Genomic DNA, 19,242 nt, shown 5'->3' with positions numbered 1-19,242 from the left:
GATCCGAACAGGAGGGGTGAACTGACCGGTGGAAATCTCGGCACAAGGGCGCCTTGTAGTCCGTATCACCCCAGCTGACGTGGGGAAACGCGTCTCCGTGCGGCGGTTGAGCGAACCCGGCGCGGCGCGGGAGAAGTTCACCGACACGGTGGGCGTTCTCACATCTTGGGATCATGGCGTGGTCATGATCACACAACGGAGCGGCGAGAGTGTCCGGTTTCCGGAAAACACCCTCGTGGCGGGCAAGGTCGTACCGGCCGCCCCGGCGCGTCACCGGGGTCCCGCGGCCGGCTACGAGGAGCTGGCCCGGGTCGCCTCGCGCGCGTGGCCGCCGGTGGAGAGCGAGCCGCTCGGCCAGTGGGAGCTGCGGGCCGCCGGCGGGTTCACCCGGCGGGCCAACAGCGTGCTGCCGCTGGGCGATCCGGGCCGTCCGCTCGACGCGGCCCTGGCGGCCGTACGACGCTGGTACGGCGAGCGGGGCCTGCCCGCGTACGTGCAGACCGCGACCGGCGCCGAGGGCACCCAGGAACTGCTCTGCGCGGAGCTGGAGCGGCGCGGCTGGGTGCGGGAGGTGACCGCCGAGGTGTGGACGGGCGCCCTGGCGCCGGTCGCGGACCGGGCCGGGGGCGCGGACGTGGTGCTCGCCCGCGAGGCGGACGCGGCATGGCTCGCGCGGTACCGGCGCAAGGGGGTGAGCGAGGTGGCCCTGAAGGTGCTCGGCTCGCGCGCGGACGACCGCGGGGCGGGGCCGTCCGTGTGGTTCGCCTCCGTGCCGGGCGCGCCGGGCGCGGCGCCGGCGGCGATCGGGCGGTGCGCCGTGGACGGGCGCTGGGCCGGGTTCGCCGCCGTCGAGGTGGACCCCGAGCGGCGCAGGCAGGGCCTGGCCACCGAGGTGATGGCCGCGCTCGCCCGCCGCGCCCTGGCCGAGGGCGCCTCGGCCGCCTGGCTCCAGGTGGAGTCCGACAACGAGCCCGCGCGGGCCCTGTACGCCGCCCTGGGCTTCTCCCGGCACCACGCCTACCACCACTTCCGGGAGCCGGGCGAACGCTCGCCGCAGGACCTCCCGGACCGGTCGTAGAACCCCTTGAGAGGGCAGGAACCCGCCATGCCGAACCCCCGTCGTCTGCCGCCCCCCTACCCGCCGTCGCCGGAGCGGTCCGCCGAGGTGCGGCGCCGGTTCGGTGAGGAGGCGCGGGCCGAGCGGCCGGATCTGGCGGCGCTGTGCCTGCTGATCGGCGCCGAGACGGACGGCTCGCTGGACGAGGCCGGGATCGACGCCGCGCAGGCCGAGCTGGACCGGCTCGCGGGCGAGCTGCCGTACCGGCCCGGCGGGCCGCGCGCCTGGGCGGAGGCGGTGCGGCGGCTGCTCGGCGGGCGCTACGAGTTCCACGGGACGCCCGGCGACTACGAGCGCCTGGAGTCCTCGCTGCTGCACGAGGTGCTGCGGCGGCGGCGCGGGCTGCCGATCCTGCTGTCGGTGGTGTGGCTGGAGGTCGCCCGCCGGGCCGGGGCCCCGGTGTACGGCGTGGCGCTGCCCGGGCACTTCGTGGTCGGGTTCGGGGCGCCCGGGGAGCAGGTGCTGGCCGATCCGTTCGAGGGCGGGCGGGTGCTCAGCGGGCCGGACGCCGAGCTGCTGGTGGCCGGGGCGACCGGCGCGCCGCTGGATCCGGCGATGCTGGGGCCCGCCCCGCCGCTGGAGGTCGTCCAGCGGATCCTCAACAACATCCGGGCCTGGGCCGCGGCCCGCCCCGAGCGCTCGGACGTCGCGCTGCGGGCGGTGGAGCTGTCGCTGCTGATCCCCGCGCACCCGGCCCGGCTGCGCTACGAGCGCGGGCAACTGCTGGTGCAGCGGGGTGAGTTCCTGGCCGGGGCGGCGGAACTGGACGCGTACGCCGAGCTGATCGAGGTGGTCGACGAGCCGGCCGCCGAGCGGGTGCGGCGGCAGGCCCGCACGGCCCGCGCCAAGCTCAACTGACGGCCCGCCGGTCCGCGTTCAGAGCCAGCCCTTCTCCCGGGCCGTGCGCACCGCCTCCGCCCGGTTGCGGACGGCGAGCTTCTGGATGGCCGTGGAGAGGTAGTTGCGGACCGTGCCCTGGGACAGGTGCAGGGCCTTGGCCAGTTCGGCGTTGGTGGAGCCGTCGGCCGCGGCGCGCAGCACCTCGCGTTCGCGTTCGGTGAGCGGATTGGCGCCCTCGGCGAGCGCGGCGGCGGCCAGCGTCGGGTCGATGACCCGCTCGCCGGCGAGCACCGTGCGTACGGCGGCGGCGAGTTGGGCCGCCGGGGCGTCCTTGACCAGGAAGGCGTCGGCGCCGGCCTCCATGGCGCTGCGCAGATAGCCGGGGCGCCCGAAGGTGGTGAGCACCACCAGCTTCACCCGGGGGAACTCCCGGTGGACCCGGGCCGCGGCCTCGATGCCGGTGCAGCCCGGCATCTCGATGTCGAGCAGCGCCACGTCGACGTCGTGCGCGGCGACCGCCGCGAGCACCTCGTCCCCGCGCGCGACCTGGGCGACGACCTCGATGTCCGGCTCCAGGCCCAGCAGCGCGGCCAGCGCCTCGCGGACCATCGACTGGTCCTCGGCCAGCAGGACCTTGATCGTGCGCGTCATGCCCCGGATCCTATGTCCCCGGCAGCCGCCGCGGGCACCCGGGCGACCAGCCGGAAGCCGTGTCTGAAGCGGCCCGCCTCCAGGGTTCCGCCGGCCTTCTCCAGGCGCTCGGTCAGCCCGGTCAGGCCGTTGCCGAAGCCGCCGCCGCCGCTGCCCCCGGTCCCGTTGTCCTCGACGGTGAGTTCGAGCACCGGCCCGTCCAGGGTCTGGCGGTGCAGGAGCCGTACGGCGCAGCGGTCGGCGCCGCTGTGCCGGACCACGTTGGTGACCGCCTCGCGCAGTGCCCAGGCGAGCGCGGACTCGGCCTCCCGGTCCACCCCGTCGAGGTCGGGCCCGTCGGGCAGTTCGGCGGTGACGCCCGCGGCGGTGAGGGCCACCTGGGTGCCGGCCAGCTCCACGGCGAGCCGGGGGCGCCGGTAGCCGGTGACCGCCTCCCGGACGTCCACCAGGGCCTGGCGGCTGACCTGTTCGATGTCGGCGACCTGCTGGGCCGCCTTGTCCGGGTGGTCCGGCAGCATCCGGCCGGCCAGCTCGCTCTTCAGCGTGATCAGCGAGAGCGAGTGCCCCAGCAGATCGTGCAGGTCGCGGGCGAGGCGCAGCCGCTCCTCGTTGGCGGCGAGCTGGGCGACGGTGGCCCGCGCCTTGCGCAGCTCGACGGTGGTGCGCACGAGCTGGCTCACCCCGATCATCGCGTACCCGATGAGCACGACCAGCAGCAGGTCCTCGTCGACCGCGTACACGCCCCACCGCAGCCCGACGAGGTACATCAGCACGGCCGAGCCCGGGATCGCCCAGACCGCGAGCCGCGGCGGCAGCGTGGCCCCGCAGGCCACCGCGAGGTAGACGAACAGCCCGGTCCAGTGGGTGCCGAGGCCGTAGCCCAGGGCGGGCGCGAGGACGGCGAGGGTCCCCAGCAGCACGGCCACGGCGCTCGGCGAGAAGGGCCGTCCCATGTTCCGGAAGACCAGCGTCAGATAGGCGACGACGAAGACCGTAAGGCCCGCTGCCCCCGCCACGGTCCCGGCCGTGGTGTGGTGGCCGCTGGTCAGGTCGTGGACCGGGGAGCTGAGGAAGACCAGCCACACGCCGATCCACATCAGCTTGATCAGTACCTCGCGCCGGTCGCGGGGCCCCTGCCCGATCCGCACCTGCGGCTCCGGCCCGCGCGCGCCGGCCTGTGGGTCTTCCGTCATCGTGCTCACGCCTTCAGCGTGTCCTTCCGGTACAGCCAGGCCGCGCCGCCCGCGAAGAGGACGAAGTACCCGGCGAGGACGGCGATGTCCGTGGCGTGCGGGGCCTGGCTCTGCTCGATCGCCCGGCCCAGCGCGGCGTACGCGTGGGTGGGCAGCCACGTGGCGATGTCCTGGAGGAACCGCGGGAAGGTGGTGGACGGCATCCACAGTCCGCCGAGGATCGATAGGCCGAAGTACACGATCATCGTGATGGGGCGCACCGCGTCCCCGGAGGCGAGGTAGCCGAGGGCGACACCGAGCGCGGCGAAGACGAGGCTGCCGGCCCAGATGACCCCGGTGAGGGCGAGCCACTGCCAGGCGTCCAGCCGTACGTGCTTGATCGCGGCGGCGGCCAGGAACACCACCACGATGGACGGCAGGCTCACCACGGCCGCACTGGCGGTCTTGGCGAGGACGTAGCCGCGCCCGGGCAGCGGGGTCAGCCGCAGCTGCCGCACCCAGCCGCTCTCGCGCTCCTTGGCGATGCGCTCGCTGTTGCCCATCAGGACGGCGGTCAGGGCGCCGAAGGAGGCCATGGAGACCATCATGTAGGTCGCCAGGGTCAGCCCGGTCCCGTCGATCCTGGTGTCGTCGGCGTTGCCCGCGATGATCAGGAAGAGGACGGCCGGGTAGAGCACCGAGAAGAACAGGAACTTCTTGTTGCGCAGGGCGCGGGTCAGTTCCAGCTTGATAAGCGAGGTCACGACTGCTTGGCCTCCTCGGCCTCCGTGATGGCGACGAACGCCTGTTCCAGCCCGAGGCCGGTGACTTCGAGGTTGCGGGGGTAGAGACCGAGGCCGTACAGGGCGTGCACGGTGGCGTCGGCGTCGGCGGACTGGAGGCGCACGGTGTGGCCGGAGCCGCCGTGGGACACCGTGAGGGAGGTCAGCCGCGGCAGGGCGCGCAGGGCGTCCTCGTCGACGGTGCCCTCCAGGTCGAAGGAGATCCGCCGGGCGCCCGCCCTGGCCTTGATCTCGGCGGCGGTGCCGTCGGCGAGGAGCCGGCCGCGGTGCAGCACCAGGACCCGGTCGGCGATGGCGTCGGCCTCCTCCAGGTAGTGCGTGGCGAACAGCACGGCACGGCCCTGGTCGGCCTGCTCGCGCATGGTGGCCCAGAATGCCTGGCGGGCGGAGACGTCCATGCCGGTGGTGGGCTCGTCCAGGATGATCAGGTCGCTGTCGCCCGCGGTGGCCAGGGCGAAGCGGACCCGCTGGGCCTGGCCGCCGGAGAGCTTGTTGACCTTGCGGTCGGCGATCTGGGTGATCCCGGCGCGGGCCAGCACGTCGGAGACCGGGTACGGCCGCGGGTGCAGCGAGCAGGACAGCTTGACCAGTTCACCGACGGTGACCTCGTCCATCAGCCCGCCGCTCTGCAGCATGGCCCCGACCCGCCCGGCCACGATCGCCTCGCGCGGGCTGGTGCCGAACACGGTCACCGTGCCGCTGTCGGGCTGCTTCAGGCCGAGGAGCAGGTCGAGAGTGGTGGACTTGCCGGCGCCGTTCGGGCCGAGCAGGGCGACGGTCTCCCCCGGGTGCAGCCGCAGCGAGAGCCCGTCGACGGCCCGCACCGTCCCGTACGTCTTGGTCACCTGGTCGAACCCGACCACCTCGGTGGTGGTGGAGGTGGCCGGTACCGCTGTCGTTGTCATGCCCCCCATGGTGCCGGGGCGGGACGGGCGACCGGCAGTGCCGGTGATCCCGCGTGCGGGATGACAGATGTCATGCGGCCGGGGTGACACCCCGAGGGACGCGTCGGGGGCGCTCGGCGCGGTGCCGAACGCCCCCGGCGGCGCCCTCAGTTCGGGTTGGTGCTGATCACCGCGACCCGGTTGGTCTTGCTCATCAGTGCCTGACGCAGGGCGCCGTAGACGTCCTGCGGCGTGACCGGCGTCTTCTTGCCGTTGCCGCGGGTGATGAGGACGCCGTCGAAGGCCTTGCCATACAACTGCTGGAGGGCGGCCAGGTCGGGCTTGTCGACCAGCTTGCCGTTGACGGCCGTCACATGGAGGAACTTCCACAGCGAGTTCTGCGGGCTCAGGGGGACCGCGTGCGCGGCGTCCGTCATCACGGTCACCTTGGCCGACATCGCCGGCTCCGCGAACTCCTTCATCTCCCGGTCGACCTCGGCGTTGGAGACCGTCGGCTGCCGGTTGGTCGTCGGCACGGTCACCGGGGCCGAGCTGTTCGTCTCCACGGCCGTACGGTAGGCCTGTTCGATCGCCTGGGCGGAGCCGGCCGCGTCGATGGCCCTGCCCGGCTTGCCGTAGACGGCCACGGCCTTGCCGGGCTTGAACTCGATACCGCCCTCGACGACCGCGCCGGAGCCGGAGCCCCCGCCGGCCTGCCGGAGCGCGGCCTGGAGCTTCTCCTCGTCCACCGGCATGACCGGGGCGACCACGCGCTTCTGCCCGAAGAGGGTGCCGACCACGGAGACCGGGTTGTAGTCGCTCGTCGCGGCCTGGCTCGCGGTGGCCTGGAAGTCGAACTGGAGACCGGCGTTGGCCGGGGTGAGGGTGACCGTCTTGCCGCCCACGTCCAGCTTGAGCGGCTTGGCCACCCGGCTGCCGAACGCGTCGTCGAGCTTCTTGACGGCGTCGTCCCGGGTGCCGCCGCCGATGTCGACGCCGAGCACGGTGGTGCCCTTGGGCACGTCGGTGTGGTTCATCAGCAGCCCGGCGCCGTAGACACCGCCCGCGATCACCACCACGCCGACGGCGAGCAGCACCAGCTTGCTGCGGCCCTTCTTCGGCTTGGCGGCCGCCTTGGGGGCGGCCTTGGCGGGCTCGGGCGCGGGCTTGGCCGCCGTCTGCCCGGCCGGGCCGCCGGGGCCGCCCGCGCCGAACGGGGCGCCGTTGCCGCCCGGGACGACCGGGATGCCGCTGGTGACGGTGTGTCCGGAGACGTTGTCCGGGGCGCGGTAGCCGGGCGTGCCCGGTTCGGGGGCCGGCTTCTGCGGGGTGAGGATCGCGGTGTCGTCGCTGAGCCCGCCGCCGGGGCCGAGCCCGGCGCCCGGAGCGCTCGCGGGACCACCGGGCGCGCCCGGGCCGTCGAGGTCGGCGATGTCCGTGAGGGCGCTGCGCGCGGGCGCGCCGCCCTGGCCGCCGTACCCGCCGGTGCCCGGCAGCAGCGGGCTGTCGCCGGTGACCGGACCCCCGGTCGGCCCGGCGGGGCCCTGCGGGCCGCCGCGGCCACCCGGTCCGTTCGCGCCGTCGGCACCGCCCACGCCGCCCGCGCCGGCGGGACCGCCGAAGCCGTCCTGGCCGCCGTGCTCGGAGAAGTACGGCAGGTCGTCGCGGCGCGGCTCGCCGCCGTTGCCGTCGGCGCGGGAGCCGCCGCCGAGCGGGCCCGCGGCCAGCGCCTCGGTGACGTCGAAGGAGCCCGTGCCGCCGCCGTGCCCGGGGGCCACGGGGCCGCCGGTGGCGCCGGGCAGGCCCGAGCCGTTGGTCTTGCCGGAGCGGCCGGGCACGCTCATGGAGCCGACCACACCGCCGGGGCGCGCGCCGGTGCCACCGGCCGCGCCGTTCGCACCCGGTCCACCCGGACGGGCACCCGGCGCGCCGGCGGGGGAACCGCCGGGGTTCTTGCCGCCGTTGGCGCCGCCCTTGCCGGTCGCGGCCTTGCCCCCGGAGGACTTGCGCGGCGCGAACCAGTCGCTGGTCTTCTCCTCGGCCGGGGCCGCGGGCTCGGCGGGCGCCTGCGGGGCGGGCGCCGCGGCGGCCGGGGTGCGCACCTCGGCGGCCGGCCTCTCCTCGCGGGCGCCCTCGGCGGACTCGCCGTCCCCGACGGGCTTGCGCACGACGACCGGCGGGATCGGCCGGGACCCGGGGATGTTGATCCGGATCCGGGTCGTCAGCGTGGTCTCGGTCTTGCGTTCCTCCGGCGCGCCCGAACGGGCCCCGTCCGTACCGTCGTCGGAAGCCATGGGGGTCCCGTACGGCGGGGTGCCGGAGGGGTATGCGGCTCCGCCGCGCCCGTTGGGCCCGGAGGACGGAGTGTCAGTTTCACGACTCAAGGCAGGTTCTCCCAGTTGGCTCCGCCGCCCGACACGACCTCACTGCTCTGGCGGTCCCCCGGCTCGAACGAGGTCGGCAGCGTGGGGGAGGTTCGGCGGCGCGCACCACCATACTGGCCGCTTCCGGCGGGCATCTGCCGACCGCCGGGGAAACCCACACCCAACTCGCACGCGGGCCGCACCGGAAAGCGGTACGTCACTTCCCAAGTCGGGCGGAGCCGTCCCGGGGTTGCCGCATCGCGCCAACCGTGGCGCAGATCACAGCGAGCGCCATGCCGCCGAAGAGGAAGAGGTAGGAACCACCGCCCGCGCCGAAGAGGAAGTCGCCCTCGGGGCGCGAGGAGGTGAGCAGTATGACGGTGACAATCCAGCCCGCCGCCGGGGCCATCGCGCCGCCCCGGGACCGGGTGGCGTACGAGCCGCCGAGGAAGGTGCCGACCGCGGCCGCGAGGGCGAGCAGCAGCCCGCCGGGGAACCAGCCGGCCTGCACCAGCGCGCCGGCGGCCGCGACGAGGGCGCCGAGCAGGAAGAGGCCGACGTACGCGGCGGCCCGCCCCGGGGACGGCGGCCGCAGCGGCTGGGCGAGCATCGAGCCCGGGGCGCCATCGCCCGCTCCGCCGCTCACGAGGCCTCCTCGATGCCGAGTCCGGCGAACAGGTCGGTCTCGCCGGGAACGGCCGTGCCACGCGCCAACTCGTAGTATTCGGTGGTGAAAAGGGGCTGGGCCAGCTCGTTGGAGAGTGCGAAGCAGGACCCGGCCACCTCGATCTGGGTGGCGTGGGCGCGCATCGCGGCGGCCTTGGCGGCGGCGTGGGCGGTGCCGTCGACGGCGGTGGTGATCCGCTCGTCGTCCACCACGCCGGGCACGTCGTCCAGGGTGGCGCTCTTGGTGAAGGGCAGCGTGGGCAGCTCGTCCTGGAGCCGGGCGAAGGCGGCCTCGGCCACGGAGCGCGGGGTGCGGTTCCAGTAGACCTTGTCGACGCGGTGCCCGCGCTCGGCCGCCATGTCCACGGCGCGCATGGCGACACGGTGGGCCTGGATGTGGTCCGGGTGCCCGTAGCCGCCGTTGTCGTCGTAGGTGACGAGGACCTGCGGCCGGGTCTGGAGGATCACCTCGACGAGGTGGCCGGCGGCCTCGTCCACGTCGGCCCGCCAGAAGCAGCCGGGGTCCTCGTTGTCCGCGGTGCCCATCATCCCGGAGTCGCCGTAGCGGCCCGCGCCGCCGAGCAGCCGGGCGTCGGTGACCCCCAGCGCGGCGAGGGCGGCGGCCAGCTCACCGCGCCGGTGCGCGCCCAGGGCGGGCCCGGTCAGATGCCGCAGTCCGGGCGGGATGCACTCGCCCCGCTCCCCCAGGGTGCAGGTGACCAGCGTCACGTGCGCACCCTCGGCCACGTACTTGGCCATGGTGGCGCCGTTGTTGATCGACTCGTCGTCCGGGTGCGCATGCACCAGGAGCAGCCGCCGAGCGCCCCGCGACCCAAAGGAGGACAGTTCCGTCATGCCACCACCCTACGCAGGCCGACGGTGTTCCCGGCGCCCCCGGGCTCCCCGTCCCCCGGCTCCGGCGGTTTGCGGGCCGCGCGGGAGGGAACCCGCTCGGCCGGACGGGACGGGCCGGCCTGGGAGGCGGCTCAGAACTTGATGCTTCCGATCATGCTCGCCACGTTCGTCGTCAGCTGACTGATCGTGGGCGCGATGGTGGAGGAGGCGAGGTAGAAGCCGAGCAGGATGCAGACCACCGCATGGCCGCCCTTGAGCCCGGACTTCTTCATCAGCAGGAAGACGATGATCGCCAGCAGCACCACCGCCGAAATCGAGAGTGCCACGGCGGCTCACCTCCAAAGATCCCAGGGACGCGGCTGTTCGGAAAGATCGGCAGAGCAAGTCCATGCGGACGCCAGCGGGTTCATACCCACACAGCGGTAGTGATCATAACTATCCGTGCTCGCGCATCGCTCGGCGCACAGCCGCACAAGGGGGCGCATGGCCAATATGGTCGGGGTATGACGACCGAGTCCGACTCCTTCCCCCGTAGGCACGCCAGGACCCAGCGGTTCACCCTCGGCGCGCCGCGCGGATTCACCGTGGCACCCGACGGCGCACGTGTCGCGTTCCTCCGCTCGAGCTCCGGCACCGACCGGGCCAACTCCCTGTGGGTGCTCGACCTTCCGGACGGCACCGAACGCCTCGTCGCCGACCCGGGCACCCTCCTGCGGGGCGCCCGCGAACAGCTCTCGCCCGAGGAGCGGGCGCGCCGCGAGCGCAGCCGCGAGGGCGGGGCCGGCATCGTCGGCCACGCCACCGACGCCGCCGTGGAGTTGGCGGCTTTTCCCTTGTCAGGGCGGCTTTTCACGGCGCGCCTGACGACCGGCGAGACCCGTGAACTCGCCGTTCCGGGACCGGTGATCGACCCCCGTCCGGCCCCCGACGGCCGGCATGTCGCGTACGTCGCGCGGGGCGCCCTGCGCGTGGTGGGCGCCGACGGCGAGGGCGACCGCGCGCTCGCCGAGCCGGAGACGGAGAACGTCACCTACGGGCTCGCGGAGTTCATCGCGGCCGAGGAGATGGCACGTCACCGGGGCTTCTGGTGGGCGCCGGGGTCGGACCGGCTGCTGGTGGCGCGCGCGGACGACACGCCGGTTGCCCGCTGGTGGATCGCGGATCCGGCCCACCCGGAGCGTGAGCCACGTAACGTCGCCTATCCCGCCGCGGGCACGCCGAACGCGGACGTACGGCTGTTCGTGCTCGGCCTCGACGGTGCGCGCACCGAGGTGCGGTGGGACCGCGCCCGCTACCCGTATCTGGCCCGAGTGCACTGGTCAGAGGCGGGTGCGCCGCTGATCCTGGTGCAGGCCAGGGACCAGCGCAGCCAGCTGTTCCTGGCGGTGGACCCGGACACCGGGGCGACCCGGATGGTGCACGCCGACGAGGACCCAGATTGGCTGGAACTGTTTGCCGGGGTGCCCTGCTGGAGCCCTTCGGGCCGGCTGGTCCGGATCGCGGACGAGGGCGGCGCGCGCGTCCTGACCGTGGGCGAACGTCCCCTGACCAGGGGTCAGTTGCACATCCGCGCGGTGCTGGACGTGGGCGCGGACGACGTGCTGGTCTCGGCCTCCGCGGGTGCCGAGGCGGAGGCGCCGGAGACCGGTGAGATCCATGTCTACCGCGTGAACGAGCTGGGTGTGGAGCGCGTCTCCCAGGAGCCCGGCGTGCACTCGGCGGTACGCGCCGGGGGCGTGACCGTGCTGGTCTCCGCGTCGCTTGACAGGCCGGGCACCCGTGTCCAGGTGCTGCGTGACGGAAAACCGGTGGCCACTGTCCGGTCGTACGCCGAAGACCCCGGTTTGTCCCCCCGGGTCACTCTCACCGAGGGGGGCGCACGCCGAATTCCGTGCGCCGTGCTTATGCCACGGGACTACCCCGGTGACACTCCCCTGCCGGTGCTGCTGGACCCCTACGGCGGTCCGCACGGCCAGCGGGTGGTCGCCGCGCACAACGCGCATCTCACCTCCCAGTGGTTCGCCGACCAGGGCTTCGCCGTGATCGTGGCCGACGGCCGGGGCACGCCCGGGCGCTCGCCGGCCTGGGAGAAGGAGATCCGCGACAACGTGGCGGAACGCGTGCTCCAGGACCAGGTGGACGCGCTCCAATCGCTCGCCGAGCGGTTCCCGCTGGACCTGACCCGGGTGGCGATCCGGGGCTGGTCCTTCGGCGGCTACCTCTCGGCGCTCGCGGTGCTGCGCCGCCCGGACGTCTTCCACGCGGCGGTGGTCGGCGCCCCCGTCACCGACCTGCGCCTCTACGACACCCACTACCAGGAGCGCTACCTGGGCGACCCGAACGAGCAGCCCGAGGTCTACCGCCGCAACTCGCTGATCGACGACGCCGGTCTGGTCGACCCCGCCGAGCCGCACCGCCCGATGATGATCATCCACGGTCTCGCGGACGACAACGTGGTGGTCGCCCACTCCCTGCGGCTGTCCTCCGCCCTGCTGGCCGCCGGCCGCCCGCACGAGGTGCTGCCGCTGTCCGGGGTGACCCACATGACCCCGCAGGAGACCGTCGCGGAGAACCTGCTCCGGCTGCAACTGGACTTCCTGCGGCGCTCCCTGGGCTGAGCCCCGGCCGCGTTAACACACGGGCAACGCGCCGGTAGCGGCACCGATATGCGGACACGGCAGGCTTCCTGGCATACGGCCGTGCGGGTGCCGTGCGCGGGCCGGGGTGCGGGTCACCCCGGCCCGTTGCCGTTCACCGTGGCCTGCGGTGCCTCGGGCCCACCGGGGTCCTCCGGCGGCACCACCCGCCGCTCCTCGGCGAAATGGCACGCCGAGTCGTGCGCGGCCGGCCCCCCGCCCTTCGCGAACACCTCGGGCACCGCGAGGGCCGGCACCTCGCGGGCGCACCGCTCCCGCGCCTTCCAGCACCGGGTGCGGAAGCGGCACCCGGAGGGGATGTCCGTGGGCGAGGGCACGTCGCCGCCGAGGATGATCCGCTCGCGGCGTTCGCGGGCCCCGGGGTCCGGGACCGGCACCGCCGACAGCAGCGCCTGGGTGTACGGGTGCGTCGGGTGGTCGTAGATCTCCGCGTCCCGTCCCGTCTCCACGATCCGGCCCAGGTACATCACCGCGACCCGGTCCGAGATGTGCCGCACGATCGACAGGTCGTGCGCGATGAACACGTAGGACAGGTCGAACTCCGTCTGGAGCCGGGCCAGCAGGTTGATCACCTGCGCCTGCACGGAGACGTCCAGGGCGGACACCGGCTCGTCGGCGACGATGACCTCCGGGCGCAGCGCGAGCCCCCGCGCGATGCCGATGCGCTGGCGCTGGCCGCCGGAGAACTGGTGCGGGTAGCGGTTGACGTAGTCCGGGTCGAGCCCCACCACGTCCAGCAGCTCCCGCACCCGCCGGCGCCGGTCCCCCCGGGGGGCCGCCTCGGGGTGGATCTCGTACGGCTCCCCCACGATGTCGCCCACCGTCATCCGGGGGTTCAGGGAGGTGTAGGGGTCCTGGAAGACCATCTGGATGTTGCGGCGCACGGCCTTCAGGGCGCGTCCCGACAGCCGGGTGATGTCCTCGCCCTTGAACCGGATGGACCCGGCGGTGGGCCGCTCCAGGCTGCACAGCAGTCTGGCGACGGTCGACTTGCCGCAGCCCGACTCGCCGACGACGCCGAGGGTCTCGCCCCGGCCGAGGGCGAAGTCGACGCCGTCGACGGCCCGTACCGCCCCGATCTCCTTCTTGAACAGGACGCCCCGGGTCAGCGGGTAGTGCTTGACGAGTCCCTCGGCCTCCAGGATCGGTTCACCGGTCGCCGTCATCGAGGCACTCCCTCCAGAAGTGGCAGGCGCTGCTCCGGGCCTCGGACACCTCGTACAGCGGGGGCACCTCGGTGCGGCACACGTCCCGGGCCATCGGGCAGCGCGGGTGGAAGGCGCAGCCCGGGGGCACCCGGGTCAGGTTCGGCGGCAGGCCCTTGATGGCGTACAGCTCCCGCCCCTTGAGGTCCAGGCGGGGGATGGAGTCCAGCAGGCCCCGGGTGTACGGGTGGGCGGGCGCCCGGTAGATGTCGTGCACGGGCGCCGACTCCACGATCCGCCCGGCGTACATCACCGCGATCCGGTCGGCCACGTCCGCCACCACCCCGAGGTCGTGGGTGATGAGGACGAGCCCCATCCGGTACTCGCGCCGCAACTCGGCGAGCAGGTCCATCACCTGGGCCTGCACGGTGACGTCCAGGGCGGTGGTGGGCTCGTCGGCGATGACGAGGGCCGGCTCCAGGGCCAGCGCCATCGCGATCATGATGCGCTGGCGCATCCCGCCGGAGAACTGGTGCGGGTAGTCGCGCACCCGCTGGGCGGCGCCCGGGATGCGCACCCGGTCCATCAGCTCCACCGCCCGGGCCCGCGCCTCCCGCTTCGACGTCCCCCGGTGCACCACGAAGAGTTCGCCGAGCTGGTCGCCCACCGGAAGCACCGGGTTGAGGGCGGACAGCGCGTCCTGGAAGATCATCGCCATCTTCGCGCCGCGCAGCCCGCGCCGCTCCTCCTCCCCGAGCCCGAGCAGGTCCCGGCCCTGGAAGAGGATCTCGCCGCCGGTGATCCGCCCGGGCGGCGTGTCGAGGATGCCCATCACGGCCTGCGCGGTCACCGACTTGCCGGACCCGGACTCGCCGAGCACCGCCAGGGTCTGTCCCGCGTCCACCGCGTACGACACCCCGTCGACCGCTCTGGCGACCCCGTCCCGGGTCCGGAACTCCACGTGCAGATCGCGGACTTCGAGCAGCATGCGCGCGGTCACCTCAGCCGGGGGTCGAGGGCGTCGCGGACCGCGTCGCCGAGCATGATGAAGGCCAGGACGGTCACCGCGAGGGCGCCGGAGGGCCACAGCAGGGCGTGCGGGGCGTTGCGGACGTAGGGCGAGGCGGCGGAGATGTCGATGCCCCAGGAGACGCTGGGCGGTCTGAGGCCGACGCCGAGGTAGGACAGGGTGGCCTCCAGGGAGATATAGGTGCCCAGCGCGATGGTCGCGACCACGATGACCGGGGCGACGGCGTTCGGGGCGATGTGGCGCAGCAGGATGCGGGAGTCGGAGGCGCCGAGCGCGCGGGCCGCCTGGACGTAGTCGTGCTGCCGGGCGGTGATGACCGAGCCGCGCGCGATGCGGGAGATCTGCGGCCAGCCGAGCAGCACCATGAAGCCGATCACCGGCCAGACCGTGTTGCTGGTGACCACGGACAGCAGCACCAGGCCGCCGAGGACGACGGGGATGGCGAAGAAGATGTCGGTGGTGCGGGACAGCAGCGCGTCCCACCAGCCGCCGTAATAGCCCGCCAGGCCGCCGAGCACGGACCCGAGGAGGGCGACCCCCAGGGTGGCGCAGACGCCGACCGTGACGGACGTACGGGCGCCGTAGACGGTGCGTGTGTAGACGTTGCAGCCCTGTCCGTCGTAGCCGAAGGGGGCGCCCGGGCCCGGGCCGTCCTGGGACTTGGCCAGGTCGCAGGCGAGCGGGCTGCCGGAGGCGATCGCCGAGGGCCACAGCGAGACGAACACCAGGAAGACGATGACCAGGGTGGACAGCAGGAAGACGGGGTTGCGGCGCAGGTCCCGCCAGGCGTCGGACCACAGCGAGCGGGGCTTGCCCGCGGGGCCCGCGCCCGCCGGGCCGCCGGGGCCCCCCTCCAGCGTGGCGGCCTCGCTCGCGCCCAGGTCCATGGGGCCGCCCATGCCGGTTCCGGCGATGGCCCCCTGGGGCTCGTGGGACTGTTCAGGCATAGCGGATCCTCGGGTCGAGTACGGCGTACAGGAGGTCGACGAGGAGGTTGGCGAGGAGGAAGACCAGCACCAGGACGGTCACGAAGCCGACGACGGTCTGCGTGTTCTGCCGCAGGATGCCCTGGTAGAGCTGGTAGCCGACGCCGTGGATGTTGAAGATCCGCTCGGTGACGATCGCGCCGCCCATCAGCGCGCCGATGTCGGTGCCGATGAAGGTGACCACCGGGATCAGCGAATTGCGCAGCAGGTGGCGGGTGATGACGCGGCGCCGGGGCAGGCCCTTGGCGATCGCGGTGCGCACGTAGTCGGAGCGCTTGTTCTCCGCGATCGAGGTGCGGGTGAGCCGGGTGACATAGGCCAGCGAGACGGAGGCGAGCACCAGTCCGGGCACGATCAGCTCGCCGAATGCGGCGGCCGGCGAGACGGACGGTTTGATCCAGCCCCACTGCACGCCGAGCAGCAGTTGCAGCAGCAGTCCGGTGACGAAGGTGGGCAGGGAGATGACGACCAGGGTGGCCAGCAGCACGCCGGTGTCGACGGGCCGGCCGCGCCGCAGGCCCGTGACGACGCCGAGCGCGACGCCGATGACGATCTCGAAGAGGACGGCCACGACGGTGAGCCGGACGGTGACCGGGAACGCCGCCGCCATCAGCTCGGTGACCGGCTGTCCGTTGAACGCCGTGCCGAAGTCGCCCGCGAAGACGTTCCCCATGTAGGTGGCGTACTGGCGCCACAGCGGCTGGTCGAGGCCGAATTCCCGTTTGAGCTGGGCGGCGGTGGCCGGGTCGCAGGCCCGCTCGCCGCACAGGCCCGCGACGGGGTCGCCCATCACGTTCACCATGAGGAAGATCAGCAGGGTGGCCCCGATGAACACCGGGATCATCTGGAGCAGTCGCCTGGCGACATAGCGGCCCACGCGGCTCAGCCGACCTTGATCTCGTTGTAGACCGGCACGCTGAACGGGTCGAGCGCCACCCGGGAGAGCCGGGAGGTGTATCCGGCGCTGCCGTTCTGGTACCAGAGCGGGATGGCCGCCATGTTGTCGCGGACGACCTTCTCGGCCTCCTGGAAGAGCCGGATGGAGGCGGCCCGGTCGGTCTCGGCGTTGGCCCGGTCCACGAGCCGGTCGAACCGCGGGTCGGACCACTTGCCGTCGTTGGAGGAGGCGCCCGTGTAGTACAGCGGCTGGAGGAAGTTCTGGATCAACGGGTAGTCCATCTGCCAGCCGGCCCGGAAGGGGCCGGTCATCTTGTGCTGCCCGATCTGGTTGCGGAAGTCGGCGAAGGTGCCGACCGGGTTGCCGACGCACGCCTTGTCGTCGCGCAGGGCGTTGTTGATGGAGTTGCAGACGGCGTCCACCCACTGCTTGTGCGAGCCGGTGTCCGCGTTGTACGTGATCTTCAGCCGGCCGCCGGGGATGCCGCCGCCCTCCCGGACGAGCCTGCGGGCCCCGGCGGGGTCGTAGGCGCACGCGTGGCCGCACAGCCCGGCCTGGTAGCCGCCGGCCTTGCCGAGCACCGGGGAGGTCCAGTCGGTGGCCGGGGTGCGGGTGCGGCGGAAGATGGTCTCGGTGATCTGCGCGCGGTCGATGGCCATGGACAGCCCGGTGCGGACCTTGCGCGCCCCCTCGGTGTTCCATTTGGGGTCGTAGTACGGGAAGGCCAGGGTCTGCAGGATGCCGGCCGGGGTGTTGATGTAGCGGCCGTCCAGGTCCGTGCGGACGTTCTTCAGCTGGGTGGCGGGCACGTCGTCGACGAGGTCGAGGTTGCCGGCCAGCACATCGGTGTACGCGGTGTTGTTGTCGGTGTAGACGAGGAGGGTGACGCCCTCGTTGCGGGCCGGGTCGGGTCCGGGGTAGCCGCTCCACTTCTTCAGGGTCATCGCCGAGCCCTTGGTGTACGAGGCGATCCGGTAGGGCCCGTTGCCGACCGGCTTGCGCAGCCAGGCGGCGTGGTCGGTGAAGAAGGCGCGCGGCAGGGGCGCGTAGGCCGCGTAGCCGAGGGTGTCGGGGAAGCCGGCGAACTTCTGCGCCAGGCGGACGGTGAACGTCCGGGGGCCTGTGACCCTGAGCCCTGACAGGGTGCCGGCGCGCTGCCGGCCGCTGTCGGGGTGGACCTTGTCGTAGCCCTCGATGTAGCCGAAGAAATAGGCGGCCTTCTGGTTGTTCCGCAGGCTCGCGCCGTAGTTCCAGGCGTCCACGAAGGAGCGGGCGGTGACCGGCTCGCCGTTGCTGAAGCGCCAGCCGTCCTTGACGGTGACGGTGAAGGTGCGCGAGTCGGGGGTGCTGATGCGCTCGGCGAGCATGTTCACGGCCCGGCCGGTGCGCGGGTCGTACTTCTTCAGGCCCCGGAAGATCATGTCGAGGACCTTGCCGCCCTGCACCTCGTTGGTGTTGGCGGGCTCCAGCGGGTTCTGCGGGTCGCCCCAGGAGGAGGTCAGCACCCCGGCCCCGCCGAACCCCCCGGAACCACTACATCCGGCCAACATCAGCCCGGCTGCGATCGCGCAGGCGCCCCGTCGGACGCGCCGGACACCACGCATGGAGCGCCTCCTCGACGATCACCGAATGCATCACCGGTCAATATCGGCTCATACGACACATACCGCATACCCATGGCGGGATTGAGGGACCTTTAGAGGGACACGTCATCCGAATGCAGGCACCCCGGCGGAACCCTCGCAATGATCTTGAAAGGGGAGCGCAACAGATCACCGCGTAACGTTGCCGAAACGTTGGATTGGGACACGTTGATGTACGTATTTCGACACTCCAGTATCCGCATATCGAACTTCTTGCCCGATTGGTCCGGTTGGCCCAATGTGAAGCACGGATTGATTACAGCGCGCTACCCGCGTAGCTACAGATCGACCAAGCAGAGGCAAAGAAGGTAAAGACAAAACCAAGTCGACCGAGAATTTATTGACCTTGAATGAATTGCGTTGAAAAAGTCCGGCGTAGCCCGTAGGGGAGCGCCCTGCGGAGTCATCAGACCCTCCCTTGGGCCAGGAGCACCATGACCTCCCCAACTCCATCCGCGGCCGCCCCGCTAGAGGTGACCGACGAGACCGTCACGAAGTCGACCACTTCGAGCGGTCCGAAGGGCAGTGAGAGCCGTTCCCCGGGCCGGCTCGCCTGGAAGCGTTTCAAGCGCGACAAGACGGGCGTCGTCTCGGCCTACATCGTGATCTTCTTCTTCGTGATCGCGATCGCCGCGCCGCTGATAGCCAAGCTGTACGGCAAGAACCCGTACACGACGTACGCCAGCCAGGACCCCAGCCTGCTGGACATGTTCTCGTACCCGGCCGGCCCCAACGGCGGCATGAGCTCGCAGTTCTGGTTCGGCGTCGAGCCGCAGCTGGGCCGGGACGTGTTCACCTTCCTGCTCTACGGCATCCGGACCTCGCTGGGCATCGCGGTGGCCGCCACGATCCTCACGGTGGTCGTCGGCGTCGTGGTCGGCATCACGGCCGGCTACCTCGGCGGCAAGACGGACTACCTCGTCAGCCGGGTCATCGACATCCTGCTGTCGTTCCCGTCCACCCTGTTCTTCATCGCGTTCATGCCGGTCGTCTACGGCATCTTCGTGGCCCCCGACGACAACATCCCGACGTGGCTGCGCGCCACCGCCCTGATCGTGGTGCTGACCACGTTCGGCTGGGCCACCATCGCGCGTCTGCTGCGCGGTCAGGTCCTCGCGCTGCGTGAGCGCGAGTTCGTGGAGGCGGCCAAGGTCACGGGTGCGTCTCCGATGCGCATCGTGTTCAAGGAACTGCTGCCCAACCTGTGGACACCGATCATCATCCAGGGCACGCTGCTGCTCCCCACGCTCGTGACCACGGAGGCGGGCCTGTCCTTCCTCGGCGTCGGCATCATCGACCCGACCCCGGACTGGGGCGTGATGATCGCGCGCGGCGCCGGGTTCTACTCCCAGGACATCACCTTCATGCTGTTCCCGGGCATCTCGATGGTGATCTTCGTGGTCGCCTTCAACCTGCTCGGTGACTCCGTGCGCGACGCGCTCGACCCCAAGTCCAAGCGATAGCACGTCCTTCCACCCGGTCCGGCTCGATGGCGTCCGGCTGGTCACGACCGTCCGAATCGACCCCTATAG

The 19,242-nt window shown here is 72.4% G+C and carries 17 protein-coding genes; 4 read left to right on the top strand and 13 right to left on the bottom strand.

Annotated features, from left to right (window positions below; all coding sequences use genetic code 11):
- The first annotated feature begins 28 nt into the window (after window positions 1-28).
- Window positions 29-1,078 (top strand): GNAT family N-acetyltransferase, encoded by a 1,050-nt coding sequence (locus tag ACSP97_RS23195; RefSeq protein WP_355150215.1) that lies wholly within the window; start codon window positions 29-31, stop codon window positions 1,076-1,078.
- A 27-nt stretch (window positions 1,079-1,105) separates the two neighbouring features.
- Window positions 1,106-1,975 carry a SirB1 family protein gene (locus ACSP97_RS23190; RefSeq protein WP_355150213.1) on the top strand — a complete coding sequence of 290 codons (870 nt, stop codon included), beginning with the start codon at window positions 1,106-1,108 and terminating at the stop codon, window positions 1,973-1,975.
- Between the two features lie 18 nt (window positions 1,976-1,993).
- On the opposite strand, the gene ACSP97_RS23185 is transcribed toward ACSP97_RS23190, so the two are convergent.
- From ACSP97_RS23185 to ACSP97_RS23150, 8 genes are all read right to left on the bottom strand, one after another.
- Window positions 1,994-2,608, bottom strand: a complete 615-nt coding sequence (locus tag ACSP97_RS23185) for a response regulator transcription factor (RefSeq protein WP_355150211.1) — start codon at window positions 2,606-2,608, stop codon at window positions 1,994-1,996.
- Complete coding sequence (locus ACSP97_RS23180) at window positions 2,605-3,801, bottom strand: sensor histidine kinase (RefSeq protein ID WP_440558472.1); 1,197 nt, start codon at window positions 3,799-3,801, stop codon at window positions 2,605-2,607. The genes ACSP97_RS23185 and ACSP97_RS23180 overlap by 4 nt, the downstream gene beginning before the upstream one ends.
- A 5-nt stretch (window positions 3,802-3,806) precedes the next feature.
- Window positions 3,807-4,544, bottom strand: a complete 738-nt coding sequence (locus ACSP97_RS23175; protein ID WP_355326299.1) for an ABC transporter permease — start codon at window positions 4,542-4,544, stop codon at window positions 3,807-3,809.
- On the bottom strand, window positions 4,541-5,488 hold the full coding sequence (locus ACSP97_RS23170) for an ABC transporter ATP-binding protein (protein WP_355150207.1): 948 nt from the start codon (window positions 5,486-5,488) through the stop codon (window positions 4,541-4,543). Before ACSP97_RS23170 ends, ACSP97_RS23175 begins: the two co-directional genes overlap by 4 nt.
- Window positions 5,489-5,634: 146 nt before the next feature.
- On the bottom strand, window positions 5,635-7,851 hold the full coding sequence (locus tag ACSP97_RS23165) for a hypothetical protein (RefSeq protein ID WP_358274192.1): 2,217 nt from the start codon (window positions 7,849-7,851) through the stop codon (window positions 5,635-5,637).
- Window positions 7,852-8,047: 196 nt separating this feature from the next.
- Window positions 8,048-8,440 carry a DUF6113 family protein gene (locus ACSP97_RS23160; protein ID WP_355530279.1) on the bottom strand — a complete coding sequence of 131 codons (393 nt, stop codon included), beginning with the start codon at window positions 8,438-8,440 and terminating at the stop codon, window positions 8,048-8,050.
- Window positions 8,441-8,472: 32 nt separating this feature from the next.
- The gene (mshB, locus tag ACSP97_RS23155) at window positions 8,473-9,351 is read right to left on the bottom strand and encodes an N-acetyl-1-D-myo-inositol-2-amino-2-deoxy-alpha-D-glucopyranoside deacetylase (RefSeq protein ID WP_358675694.1); all 879 of its coding nucleotides are present in this window, start codon (window positions 9,349-9,351) and stop codon (window positions 8,473-8,475) included.
- A gap of 131 nt (window positions 9,352-9,482) precedes the next feature.
- Complete coding sequence (locus tag ACSP97_RS23150) at window positions 9,483-9,677, bottom strand: hypothetical protein (RefSeq protein ID WP_355150201.1); 195 nt, start codon at window positions 9,675-9,677, stop codon at window positions 9,483-9,485.
- Window positions 9,678-9,854: 177 nt separating this feature from the next.
- Between ACSP97_RS23150 and ACSP97_RS23145 the strand changes: the two genes are divergently transcribed.
- Window positions 9,855-11,969: a S9 family peptidase gene (locus tag ACSP97_RS23145; RefSeq protein ID WP_355530177.1), complete on the top strand. Its 2,115-nt coding sequence runs from the start codon at window positions 9,855-9,857 to the stop codon at window positions 11,967-11,969.
- 113 nt (window positions 11,970-12,082) lie between these two features.
- Here ACSP97_RS23145 and ACSP97_RS23140 read toward each other — a convergent pair whose 3' ends face one another.
- The 5 genes from ACSP97_RS23140 to ACSP97_RS23120 are packed head-to-tail and all read right to left on the bottom strand — an operon-like array spanning window position 12,083 to window position 17,671.
- Window positions 12,083-13,174, bottom strand: a complete 1,092-nt coding sequence (locus tag ACSP97_RS23140; RefSeq protein WP_355150197.1) for an ABC transporter ATP-binding protein — start codon at window positions 13,172-13,174, stop codon at window positions 12,083-12,085.
- A complete protein-coding gene (locus ACSP97_RS23135) occupies window positions 13,158-14,141 on the bottom strand; it encodes an ABC transporter ATP-binding protein (RefSeq protein ID WP_355150195.1) in 984 nt (327 codons plus the stop codon). Before ACSP97_RS23135 ends, ACSP97_RS23140 begins: the two co-directional genes overlap by 17 nt.
- Window positions 14,142-14,149: 8 nt before the next feature.
- Window positions 14,150-15,130, bottom strand: coding sequence for an ABC transporter permease (locus tag ACSP97_RS23130; RefSeq protein ID WP_355326314.1), 981 nt, complete (start codon window positions 15,128-15,130; stop codon window positions 14,150-14,152).
- Window positions 15,123-16,046, bottom strand: a complete 924-nt coding sequence (locus ACSP97_RS23125) for an ABC transporter permease (RefSeq protein ID WP_355326317.1) — start codon at window positions 16,044-16,046, stop codon at window positions 15,123-15,125. The genes ACSP97_RS23130 and ACSP97_RS23125 overlap by 8 nt, the downstream gene beginning before the upstream one ends.
- Before the next feature lie 5 nt (window positions 16,047-16,051).
- The gene (locus tag ACSP97_RS23120; RefSeq protein WP_388292913.1) at window positions 16,052-17,671 is read right to left on the bottom strand and encodes a peptide ABC transporter substrate-binding protein; all 1,620 of its coding nucleotides are present in this window, start codon (window positions 17,669-17,671) and stop codon (window positions 16,052-16,054) included.
- A 473-nt stretch (window positions 17,672-18,144) separates the two neighbouring features.
- Here ACSP97_RS23120 and ACSP97_RS23115 point away from each other — a divergent pair, with 473 nt between their 5' ends.
- The gene (locus ACSP97_RS23115) at window positions 18,145-19,173 is read left to right on the top strand and encodes an ABC transporter permease (protein WP_355150187.1); all 1,029 of its coding nucleotides are present in this window, start codon (window positions 18,145-18,147) and stop codon (window positions 19,171-19,173) included.
- Window positions 19,174-19,242 lie beyond the last annotated feature (69 nt).

Origin of the sequence: Streptomyces sp. SCPE 10, from assembly GCF_051980735.1 — a bacterium.
Taxonomy (GTDB): Bacteria; Actinomycetota; Actinomycetes; order Streptomycetales; family Streptomycetaceae; genus Streptomyces; species Streptomyces misionensis.
This window is presented reverse-complemented; position numbering and strand designations above follow the sequence as displayed.